This window comes from Sphingomonas sp., assembly GCF_039594485.1.
Classification (GTDB): domain Bacteria; phylum Pseudomonadota; class Alphaproteobacteria; order Sphingomonadales; family Sphingomonadaceae; genus Sphingomonas.
The window spans coordinates 19743-27346 of the sequence record NZ_JBCNNI010000047.1 but is presented as its reverse complement, the minus strand read 5'-3'; the positions used below and the strand labels follow the sequence as shown (position 1 = coordinate 27346).

Here is a 7604-nt window from a genome sequence, read left to right as displayed (position 1 = left end):
CGACAACAAATACCGGCACCCCTTCCATCCCTAAACCTCCCGGCCTAGAAACTTCCGTGCGCCAGCATCTCAATGCCAGTACCGCCAACACCCAGGCCGCCGCAGCGGCCCGCTCCGTCGCGGTGAAACCCCTCTAGGCCCCACCTCCATTACGGTCAACACAAAAATTGCCACTTTTCTGCAAGAATTCAAAGATGCCATATATATCAGTAGCTTAGCGCATTCTGAGGCATCGTATCGCGGAGAAACCCCATTGCGCATTCGGAATTAGCCTGTTCGTCATTGGCGCTTTAAGGACCTGTTGATCAGCTTTTGTAGAGACTGTGCGATTGAAGCATGACGTCGCCCATTATCCCCCCCCGCATCACCGTCGCGCTGTGCGTATATGACAACGCGCCCTATCTCGGTGCCGCGCTGGATAGCCTATTGGCGCAGAGCTTCAGCGACTTTGAATTGCTGGTCGTGGACGATGGGTCGACGGATGGGTCCTCCACGATCATCGCGGACTATGTCAGGCGCGATTCGCGAATCCATGCCTATCACCAGCCGAATCTGGGGCTCATTGCGGGGTTGAACCGGATCATCGGGATGGCACGCGGCGAGTATATCGCGCGGATGGACGGCGATGACATCGCCCTGCCCGAGCGTTTCGCCCGTCAGGTCGCCTTTCTCGACGCGCATCCCGATCACGGGGTGGTCGGTACCCAGTTCCTGGGGATCACAGAGACGGGCACGACGCGACGTGATCAGCCCCTCGCTCGACCGCTCTCCGCCGAAGCGGTCGCAGCCGCGCTGCCGCAGGGGTCGCCTCTTTGCCATCCGTCGGTCATGATGCGGCGCGACCTGGTTCGCGCGGTAGGTGGCTATCGCGTCGCCTATCGGCATTGCGAGGATTATGATCTGTGGCTGCGGTTGAGCGAGCGGACCCGAATGGCCAATCTGCCCGAGCGGCTGCTCCTGTATCGCTATTCTACGACCCAGGTTTCCCACCGCCATGCCCTGGCCCAGCATTATGGAGCCGCCGTGGCGCAGCGCGCCCATGCGACACGGGTCGAAGGACATCCCGATCCCAGCGAAACCTGGCAGGAATTGCCACCGATCGACTTGCTCGATGCGGCATTCGGCCGGCCGGGGCAGGCGCGAGCGGTTCGTGCCGCAATGACGCGTGCCATGCTCTATGATCTCCCTTCGCTGTCGGGGGACGGCTTGCCGCTGATCGCCGCGCATCTGGCGGACACGCGGGATTCGCCCGACGAACGCTGTCCGGGGCTGTGGCGGACGGTCGTCCGGCTCGCGCGCTATTACCACCCGCTCGCAGCGTTGCGGCTGGCCATGTTCCTGATCCGGGATTCGATCGGTCGATGAGCGCCTCCTCGATCCGAGGGGCCGCGCTCTGGTCGATCGGCGCGCAATATATCGCCTTCGCCATCCAGTTCGTGGTCAGCGTGCTGATCTCGCGATTCTTCCTGACCCCGCCCGAAATGGGGCTCTATTCGATCGCACTGTCGGCCGCCTTGCTGGTGTCGGCGCTTCAGGATTTCGGCATCCGGCGCTTCGTCGCGGGCGAGCCCGACCTCACCGAGGCGCAGATCCGCACCTGTTTCTCGGTTTCGCTGGTCTTCGCCTTCGGGATCGGAATGCTGATCCTGGCGCTCGCCTGGCCGGTGGCGCGATTCTACGGCAATGCGCAGCTTACCCCTTTGCTCGTCATCATCGCGGGCTCCTATCTCGTCGTGCCGTTCGGCATCGTGCCCAGTGCGATGTTGCAGCGGCGGATGGACTATTATTCGATGTTCCTGGTCAGCGTCGGCGCGGCGGTGGTCAATGCGGCCTTTTCGCTGGGGCTGGCCTGGGCGGGCTATTCGGCCTTCGCGCTGGCCTGGGCCGCGGTGGCACAGCAGGCGGCGCGCGCGCTGATCGGACAATGGCGGTCGGGTATCCGCCCGCCCTTCCCCCCCAGCCTGCGCGGCATCGGGCCGATCCTGCGCTTCGGGTCCGACAGCTCGCTCCTCTATATCAGCGATGCGATCAGTTCGCGCAGCCCCGACCTGGTGGTGGGACGCGTCCTCAGCCTGACCGCGGTCGGGCTTTACAGTCGCGCCTCCAGCCTGGGGGCGCAGTTGCAGATGCTGGTCAGTGGCGCGGTCGACGGCGTCTTCTATCCGGCCTTTGCGCGCCTGCGCGATGCCAAGGCCGATCTGGCGGCGCCGTATCGCCGGGTGGTCGCGGCCTATAGCGGGGTGACCTGGCCCGCCATGACCTTCCTCGCCACCGCCGCCACGCCGATCGTCCTGATGCTCTATGGTCCGCGCTGGGCCGGGGTCGCGCCGCTGTTGAGCTGGATCGCGATCGGACAGATTTTCTTCGCGGCGCTGCCGCTGCATTTCGAGCTGCCCATCCTGCTGGGCCGGATCCGGCGTCTGATCCTCGTCAACGCGCTCGATACCGCGGCATCGATCGGGCTGCTGATATTGGGCGCGATGCAGGGCCTGGAGATCGCCGCCGCGTCGCGCATCCTCTACGGTATCGCATGGTTCCTGCTCTATGCCGGGCTGATGCGCGGCGTGACCGGATTCGCCTGGCGGGGCATGGTGATCGTCTATGCGCAGAGCCTGGTCGCCACGCTGGCGACGATCGCGCCGCTATTGGCCGTCTATCGCTGGATCGCGGTTCCCGAGGCGGTCGGTCCGGCCCTGCTGACCGGCGCGGCGGTGGCGGGCGTCATCGCGTGGCTGGTGGTCGTCTATGCGCTGCGCCATCCGGTGCGGGTGGAGATCACCGCGATCGTGCGGGGTATCTGGGCGTCGATTCCGATGCGGCGGGGCAACCGCGCCGTCTGATCCGGCCCGCTCGGTCCGCTTGCCCCCGTCACCGCAGCCGTCCATGGTCGGTCGATGACCCCACCCCCAGCCAGCCCCCCGCCCGGCCTGGACGATCCTTCCCAGGCGGCCTTCGCCTGGGCGCGATTTCGCACGATGATGGCGTGGATGACGGTGGCCGCCGCCATCGCGGTTGCCGGGGCGATCGTCGCGCTGGCGCAGGTCTATGGGCCGCTCAACGGTGTCACGATATTGGGCGTGATCGGCGGCATCGGCGGCATGGTGATGCTGACCGGCGCGCTGATGGGGCTGGTCTTCCTGAGTTCGGGGACCGGCCATGACGAGGATGTCGACCGGCGTCCCTGAGCCTCTGCCTGCATCCCCCGACACGAAAAAGGCCGGTCGTCGCGGGATGCGAAGACCGGCCTTTCCTTCAGGATCGAACGGGGATCAGCCCGCCGCCGCCTCGGGCTCCGCCGGAGCCGCCGCACGGACGCGGCGACGGCGGGGCTTTTCCTCGGCCACAGGCTCGGCATCGGCCACCGGGGTCAGCGCCGGGGGCAGGCGATCGGCGTCGAAGCCGCTCGGCTCGGCAACGGCTTCCGCCTCGACCGGGCGTTCGCGACGCGGGCGACCACGACGGCGGGGCGTTTCGCTCTCGGCCACGGGTTCGGGTGCCTTGGCGGTTTCGACCGGCTGTGCCTCTTCGGCCGCGACCGGCTGTTCCAGGACCGGCTGCTCGACACGGGCGGGCCGGCGGTCGTCACGGCGAGGCCGATCCTCGCGATCGCGACGGGGGCGTTCGTCGCGCGCCCGTTCCTCGCGGGGACGCTCGTCCCGGTTGCGCTCCTCGCGAGGCTGGCGCTCGCGGCGCTGCTCGACCTCGCCCTGCTGCTCGCCGGGGCGGATCGGATCGCCCTCGTCGCCATAATCCTCGTCGCCGCCGTCAAAGCCGTCGTCGAACTGGTCGTCGCGCGGTTCCTCGCGCTGGCGACGCTGATTCTGTTCCTCGAAGCGCGAGCGGCTTTCGCTCAATACCCGGAAATAGTGATCGGCAAACTGCCAATAATATTCGGTGTTGACCCGATCGCCCTGACGCTGCGCCTCGGCCGCCAGATTCTTGTACTTCTCGTACAACTGGTTGGCATTGCCGCGCGCACGGTTGTCGATGCGATTGCCATTGTCGGGACGGCCGGGATTGCCACCCGGGCGTTGTCCACCACCATTATTGCCGCCACCACGACCGCGACGGCGGCCGGCCTGCCGATTATTGATCAAGCTGTTCGTCCTTAGTCGTCAAACCAACAAGGTCCACTTTTCCCGGCACCGCGCGCGTCTCGCACGATGCGAAGCTCTGGCGCCCAAGGGGCGCTTGCCACGGCCGCCGGACAGCAGCGACTGCATGACGAAGGATATGGGCAACGACCCGAAATCAAACGACCCGAAAAACGGTGAGAGTGTCGAATGTTCGCGTGCCCCTGCGCCCGCTCTAGCGGGTCGGACCTAGGTCCTTCAAGTGAAATATGGGGCATCATCGCAATTGTTCAATACGCCAGCAACGCGCGCGGCCGCCCGCCCAGATCGCGATGGAGCGTGACGCGGAAGGCCTGCGCCTCCAGCAGGGCCGTCACCGCATCGGCCTGTTCATGCCCGATCTCCACCACGGCCGCGCCGCCCGGTGCCAGCAGGCGACGGAGTTCGGGGGCGAGAAGGCGGTAATCGTCCAGTCCATCGGGCCCGGCGAACAGCGCGGAGCCGGGCTCATGGTCGCGCACCTCGGGCGACAGGGCCTCGCCGGTGCCGATATAGGGCGGGTTGGTGACGATGCAGTCGAACGAACCGTTCAGCGCCGTCGCCCAGTCGCCGCGCAGGAACCGCGCACGGTCGGCCATGCCGCAGGCGGACGCATTGGCGACGGCGTAGCGCAAGGCCGCCTCGGAGCGATCGACGCCCAGCCCGATGCTGCCGCGCCATTCGTCGAGCAGCGCGAGCAGCAGCGTGCCCGGCCCCGTGCCCAGGTCGAGCAGGGTCGCGGGGGGCCGATCGCCGAAATGCGCCAGCGCGGCGGCGATCAGCGTCTCGCTATCGACACGCGGCACCAGCGCGCCCGGGCCGACGATCAGGTCCAGCGTCCAGAAGCCGCGCGTGCCGGTGATATAGGCGATCGGCTCCTGGGCTTCGCGACGCTCGACCAGCGGCCAGAAGCTGTCGGGCACCGCACGGCCAAGGTCGAGGAGCAGCGCGTTACGCTCGATCCCCAGCGCATGGGCGAGCAGCAATTCGGCATCGAGCCGTGCGGTCGGTGAGAAGGAAAACCGCAGAACAGCCTGCATCAGTGCGGTGCGGGCATCCACTATGCCGCCCCCGCCCCCCTCACCCATCGAGCGCGGCGAGCCGTTCGGCCTCATCCTCGGCGAGGAGCGCGCCGACCAGTTCATCCAGTTCGCCTTCCAATATTTCCGGCAAGCGGTGGAGGGTCAGGTTGATCCGGTGATCGGTCACGCGGCCTTGCGGGAAATTATAGGTGCGGATCCGCTCCGACCGGTCGCCCGAACCGACCATCGAGCGGCGGGTGCCCGCCCGTTCCGCCGCCAGCCGCTCGCGCTCCGCCTCGTACAGCCGGGTGCGCAGCACCTTCATCGCCTTGGCGCGATTCTTGTGCTGCGAGCGTTCGTCCTGCTGGATCACGACCAGGCCGGTCGGGATGTGGGTGATTCGGATCGCCGAGTCGGTCGTGTTGACATGCTGCCCGCCCGCGCCGGACGAGCGATAGATGTCGATGCGCAGATCCTTGTCGTCGATCTGGAGGTCGACCTCCTCCGCTTCGGGCAGCACCGCGACGGTCGCCGCCGAGGTGTGGATGCGGCCGCCCGATTCGGTGACCGGCACGCGCTGGACCCGGTGGACGCCGCTTTCGAACTTGAGCTTGGCGAAGACGCCCGCGCCCGCGACCGAGGCGACGACTTCCTTGTAGCCGCCCGCGTCCGAGCTGGAGGCGGAGATGATCTCGACCCGCCACCCCTGCCGTTCGGCATAGCGCTGGTACATGCGGAACAGGTCGCCGGCGAACAACGCCGCTTCGTCGCCCCCCGTCCCGGCGCGGATTTCGAGCATCGCCGCGCGTTCGTCGGCGGCGTCGCGGGGCAGCAGCGCCAGCGCCAGCGTCCGATCCGCCTCGGCCAGGGCGGTGCGATTGACGTGGAGTTCCTCCGCCGCCATCTCGCGCAACTCGTCATCGCCGTCCTGCGCCATGAAGGCCAGGCTGTCGGCCTCCTGCCGCAGGCGCCGCACCTCGGCGGCGGCGTTGGCGACCGGCTCCAGCTCGGCATATTCCTTCGACACCGCGACGAAACGGTCCGACGGCAGGTCGCCGGTCGCCATCATCGCCTGCAATTCGTCGCGTCGCGCCTCGATCTGCGCGATGCGTTCGGCGGAAATGGTCTTCATGCGGTCGTCAGACGCTGCCCCAGGGGGGGAAGCCGTTCGCCATGATCCTCGGCGATCTCGTCCTCGAACACGAGGTCGAAGATGCCCTGTGCGATCCCGTCCAGCGGCGCGGCGGCCTGCTCGCCGGTCCTGAGCGCCTTTACCTGCACCTGGCCGTTCGCCAGTTCGTCGTCGCCCAGGATCAGCACATAGCGCGCGCCCTGGTCGTTCGCCTTGGCCAGACGCCGCTTCATGTTGCCGCGAAACGCCATGTCGACCGCGACGCCCGCCCGGCGCAGATCGGCAACGAGGCCGGTCGCGCGCAGCTCCGCCGCCGCGCCCATCGGCACCACGACCGCATCGATGGTCGGCCTGGCCGGCTCGTCGAGCAGCATCGCCAGCCGCTCGACCCCCGCCGCCCAGCCCACGCCCGCCGTGGCGGGGCCGCCCAGCGATTCGACCAGCCCGTCATAGCGACCGCCCGCCAGCACGGTACCCTGCGCGCCCAGCCGGTCGGTCACGAACTCGAACGCGGTGTGGCGATAATAGTCCAGCCCGCGCACCAGCCGCGCATTGCGTGTCCAGGCCACGCCCGCCGCGTCCAGCCCAGCCGTCACCGCGTCGAAGAAGGCGCGCGCCTCCGGGGTCAGATACGCGTCGATATCGGGCGCCGCATCGGCGATCGGCCGATCGCGCGGATCCTTCGAGTCGAGGAGGCGCAGCGGATTCTTGTCGAGCCGCACCAGGCTGTCCTCGGACAACTGATCGCGATGCGCCTCGAAATGCGCGACCAGCGCCGCACGCCAGGCGTCGCGGGTCTCCGCATCGCCCAGCGTGTTGAGCTGCAACGTCACGCCCTCGGCAATGCCCAGTTCGCGCAGCAACTGGTCGGCCATCACCAGCAGTTCGACATCCGCCGCCGGTTCGGGCGCGCCGAGGATCTCGGCGTCGATCTGGTGGAACTGGCGATAACGGCCCTTTTGCGGGCGTTCGTAGCGGAACACCGCGCCCGAGGTGGCCAGCTTCAGCGGGGCATATTGTTGCCACCCCTCGGTCAGGTACGCGCGCGCGATCCCCGCGGTGAATTCGGGTCGCAGGGTCAGCAGGTCGCCGCCGCGATCGGGGAAGGTGTACATCTCCTTCGACACGACATCGGTCGTCTCGCCGATCGAGCGGGCGAAGACCTGCGTATCTTCGAACACCGGCAAGTCGAGTCGCTGGAAGCCGTACAGGCCGTGGACATGCTCGAAGGTGCGCAGCACCTGCGCGAAGCGGCGCTGTTCGTCGCCGAAGATGTCCTGCGTGCCGCGCACGCGCTTGGGGGTTTCGATCCGTGCCATAGAGGTGGCGGTATCTAGG

7 protein-coding genes are annotated in these 7604 nt (G+C 67.6%); 3 read left to right on the top strand and 4 right to left on the bottom strand.

From position 1 onward, the window contains the following. The first annotated feature begins 336 nt into the window (after positions 1-336). From ABDV78_RS17560 to ABDV78_RS17550, 3 genes are read left to right on the top strand one after another with little or no spacing between them, the layout of a single operon-like run. A complete protein-coding gene (locus tag ABDV78_RS17560; protein ID WP_343528801.1) occupies positions 337-1365 on the top strand; it encodes a glycosyltransferase in 1029 nt (342 codons plus the stop codon). Beyond that, positions 1362-2840, top strand: a complete 1479-nt coding sequence (locus ABDV78_RS17555) for an oligosaccharide flippase family protein (protein ID WP_343528800.1) — start codon at positions 1362-1364, stop codon at positions 2838-2840. The genes ABDV78_RS17560 and ABDV78_RS17555 overlap by 4 nt, the downstream gene beginning before the upstream one ends. A gap of 54 nt (positions 2841-2894) precedes the next feature. Further along, positions 2895-3185: a hypothetical protein gene (locus ABDV78_RS17550; RefSeq protein WP_343528799.1), complete on the top strand. Its 291-nt coding sequence runs from the start codon at positions 2895-2897 to the stop codon at positions 3183-3185. 84 nt (positions 3186-3269) lie between these two features. On the opposite strand, the gene ABDV78_RS17545 is transcribed toward ABDV78_RS17550, so the two are convergent. The 4 genes from ABDV78_RS17545 to hisS form a co-directional block, all read right to left on the bottom strand. Continuing rightward, the gene (locus ABDV78_RS17545) at positions 3270-4097 is read right to left on the bottom strand and encodes a DUF4167 domain-containing protein (RefSeq protein WP_343528798.1); all 828 of its coding nucleotides are present in this window, start codon (positions 4095-4097) and stop codon (positions 3270-3272) included. Between the two features lie 266 nt (positions 4098-4363). After that, positions 4364-5152 carry a peptide chain release factor N(5)-glutamine methyltransferase gene (gene prmC / locus ABDV78_RS17540; RefSeq protein ID WP_343528797.1) on the bottom strand — a complete coding sequence of 263 codons (789 nt, stop codon included), beginning with the start codon at positions 5150-5152 and terminating at the stop codon, positions 4364-4366. A gap of 40 nt (positions 5153-5192) precedes the next feature. Then, positions 5193-6266: a peptide chain release factor 1 gene (gene prfA, locus ABDV78_RS17535; protein WP_343528796.1), complete on the bottom strand. Its 1074-nt coding sequence runs from the start codon at positions 6264-6266 to the stop codon at positions 5193-5195. Beyond that, positions 6263-7585 (bottom strand): histidine--tRNA ligase, encoded by a 1323-nt coding sequence (hisS, locus tag ABDV78_RS17530; RefSeq protein WP_343528795.1) that lies wholly within the window; start codon positions 7583-7585, stop codon positions 6263-6265. The genes prfA and hisS overlap by 4 nt, the downstream gene beginning before the upstream one ends. Positions 7586-7604 lie beyond the last annotated feature (19 nt).

Coding starts and splice junctions, on each gene's coding strand:
- ABDV78_RS17560 (WP_343528801.1), top strand. CDS start 337: ATGACGTCGCCCATTATCCCCCCCCGCATCACCGTCGCGCTGTGCGTA.
- ABDV78_RS17555 (WP_343528800.1), top strand. CDS start 1,362: ATGAGCGCCTCCTCGATCCGAGGGGCCGCGCTCTGGTCGATCGGCGCG.
- ABDV78_RS17550 (WP_343528799.1), top strand. CDS start 2,895: ATGACCCCACCCCCAGCCAGCCCCCCGCCCGGCCTGGACGATCCTTCC.
- prmC (WP_343528797.1), bottom strand. CDS start 5,152: ATGCAGGCTGTTCTGCGGTTTTCCTTCTCACCGACCGCACGGCTCGAT.
- prfA (WP_343528796.1), bottom strand. CDS start 6,266: ATGAAGACCATTTCCGCCGAACGCATCGCGCAGATCGAGGCGCGACGC.
- hisS (WP_343528795.1), bottom strand. CDS start 7,585: ATGGCACGGATCGAAACCCCCAAGCGCGTGCGCGGCACGCAGGACATC.